This is a genomic window from Acinetobacter sp. NBRC 110496, from assembly GCF_000876115.1.
In the GTDB taxonomy this organism is placed as follows: domain Bacteria; phylum Pseudomonadota; class Gammaproteobacteria; order Pseudomonadales; family Moraxellaceae; genus Acinetobacter.
Genome location: NZ_BBTF01000117.1, coordinates 1 through 2,314 on the forward strand (window position 1 = coordinate 1; position 2,314 = coordinate 2,314).

Annotated in this window: 2 protein-coding genes; both read right to left on the reverse strand. The window is 31.6% G+C overall.

The annotated features are described in order from the left end of the window. Positions 1 to 256: 256 nt before the first annotated feature. The gene (locus tag Aba26S_RS20695) at positions 257 to 988 is read right to left on the reverse strand and encodes a hypothetical protein (protein ID WP_043975023.1); all 732 of its coding nucleotides are present in this window, start codon (positions 986 to 988) and stop codon (positions 257 to 259) included. A 48-nt stretch (positions 989 to 1,036) separates the two neighbouring features. Continuing rightward, the coding region (locus Aba26S_RS20700; protein ID WP_252322572.1) for a reverse transcriptase domain-containing protein at positions 1,037 to 2,314 on the reverse strand (1,278 nt) is incomplete at its 5' end.

Here is a 2,314-nt window from a genome sequence, read left to right on the forward strand (position 1 = left end):
ACCAAGTTGTATAAGTCTCTAGAGTTCGCCTAAAAGTAACTGAAATTTATATTTTTTTAATATGAGCATTACTTTAGGTGAAATTAATCTCTTAGGAACATCTTGATTAGTTCATGATTACTGTTTAAGTCAACAGGCTGTTGGAAGAATGCTGTAAATTCTTGGTTTACGCAGCAAAAAATATATTTATGCTGTAGTGATTTTATATCTATAAAGAACTTATGGGAGCAATCTCTGAAAAATGTAGGAAAATCATTTAAAAACGTGTTTTTCCTTTATTAAGTTCTTGCCATTTTTTTAAAAGCTCTGATTCTTCTTCCTCTACAGTTTTTTCACAATTTAATATTCTTCTTAGCCTTGAATTTGAATTTTTTCTACATGCATTAACTACCTCTTCTGGAAATGCTTGTCGAGCATTTGATTGAGCAAGGAGCCATGCATTACGGATTTTTTTTTGTTCAAGAGTTAAGTTTTCAAATTTAAATTTTGCTTGATATAACCATTCTTTTACATGATTGGATTGTTCGTGTGGTAAAAACTTTATGGCTTTCTCAAGTAGTTCATAGACACGTTGTTTATCGGTATCTTCTGGCATATAGTCATCAAAATCATGTAATGAAATATATCTAAATAATTTACTACCATTTAGTTCTATATCCAAAAATGCTTCTGCAATAATTTTATCAGCAATTGCTCTAGCATGTGTGGCGGCATAAACTGTCGGTGCAAAGTTTGGAACTCCCATTGTCTGTAAGATTTCACTAGCTTCAAAGACTCCCTCTTCACCTAAATATACATTTGTATCAAATAAAGCAATTTTTCCCTTTCCCATGATATGAAAGGAACTTAAATTAGAATCAGGATGCCATGTCTCTTTTACATGCCAATCACCTGTTAAAAATTCAAAGTCATTGATATTTAAAGCTCGCATACCACTTATGTAGAGTTGCTTTGAAAATTGTATTTTTGCTAGTTCTTCATAGAGCATGTCGTTTCACCATTAATGGTTTATATATTTAAAAACATACATATAGATCTAAGTTAATCCAAGAAATTTTCGTTTTTCACTTGTTAATTTACTTATATTAATATCTAATCCACTTGGCCCGTAGATATTTAAAAGTATTTTTTGTTGTAAATTCTCTAACTGATTTTCAAGTTCTTTATAGTTTGTAATACAGTCAGCATAAGCTGCTTTATAGCCAGAAATTCGAGAGTCTATAGCATTCCCTAAGTTTGCTAATTTTATATTATTATCTAAAAGCTGTTGAATTGAACCTAATTGCAGGAGCTCAGTTCTTATGGCATCTATCTGCTGCTTGGTCAGAATCAACTCATAATCTGCACCTGATCTTTTGGGACTTAATCCTAATCCCAAGAACTCAACTGTTTCATTGGGTTTATAAATAACAGTTTTTGAGTTTTTCTCTTCTAAATGAGGGATAGTTAAGTCTAAAATTTTCAATTTTTCACGGCAGAAATCATTTATCAAGTAACATTCCGCCTCAGTTTTTGCAAAAAAAATTAAATCATCCGCATATCTAACTGCTTTAAGGCCTGTAGCTTTAATTTCATTATCAAATGATTCTAAAAATAAATTAGCAAAAAATGGAGATAACGGCATACCTTGTCGAACACCAAGGCCTCTTTGAATACCAAGTTTTTTAATTCTTTTTTCTTGCGCCCATGAAGTTGTCTGTACTTCTCGAGTTACGGCTAAGAATAAAAGCTTATGAAGAGAGCGATGTTTAATAAAAGATTTTATTTTCTCAATCAATTTTTCACGATCGACATTATCAAAAAAAGCCGAAATATCTGTTTTATATACCCATCGATGTGTTTTTCTGAGTGTACAGGCTTGCATAGCTGCATCCTTGACAGTCTTTTGGCTTATAAAACCATAACTAATTCCATTATCAAATTTTTTATGATAGTGCTGATTTAGTACAAGTAGCAAGGCACGTTGGACAATTCGATCTTCAATTGTGGGAACACAAATTAGTCTAAATTTTCCATTCGGTTTTGGAATCAAAAAAGGATGTAAGTTGTTAAAATTATAATTTCCCTCAACTAATTTCCGGGAAATTGATCTTAGTCTATTTTTTTTATCTAAATTGAAGTCATTTAAACTTAAGTTATCTAAATCTAAAGAGTTTTTAGATTGTCTCTTAGCATTTGCCCAAATATGCGCCCATGCTTGTTCAAGATTTGAAAACTCAGCAACCTGTGCTAAACAAGTTTTATTTTTCTTAATCATTTTAACTCTTGTCGCAAACGTCTTAACCCTAGGGTTTGCGCTAAAAGGAGAGGAATG